The organism is Dietzia sp. DQ11-44 (assembly GCF_014145205.1).
In the GTDB taxonomy this organism is placed as follows: domain Bacteria; phylum Actinomycetota; class Actinomycetes; order Mycobacteriales; family Mycobacteriaceae; genus Dietzia; species Dietzia natronolimnaea.
Genome location: NZ_JAALEC010000212.1, coordinates 1 through 333 on the forward strand (window position 1 = coordinate 1; position 333 = coordinate 333).

At 62.8% G+C, this 333-nt stretch carries 1 protein-coding gene; it reads left to right on the forward strand.

What is annotated here, in order from left to right:
* The coding region (locus G6018_RS06290; protein WP_182639187.1) for an FAD-dependent oxidoreductase at positions 1-333 on the forward strand (333 nt) is incomplete at both ends.

Sequence of the window (333 nt, forward strand, 5' to 3'; positions counted from 1 at the left end):
CTGCGTCCGCGAGGTCCTCCTGTCCACTGGCGAGTCGATCCCGGCTGATCTGGTCATCGTGGGCATCGGTGTTGAACCGAGAACAGAACTCGCCGACGCTGCGGGTCTCGTGGTCGACAACGGCATCGTGATCGACGACCATGCCCGGACCGAGGACCCCGACATCGTGGCCGCCGGAGATTGCACAAGCCATGACATCGCCCGTTACGGCTGCCGTATACGCATGGAGTCCGTGTCGAGTGCGGGGGAGCAGGCCAAGGTCGCCGCCTCGACCGTCTGCGGAAAATCTAGGAAGATCGAGGCGCTTCCCTGGTTCTGGTCAGATCAATACGA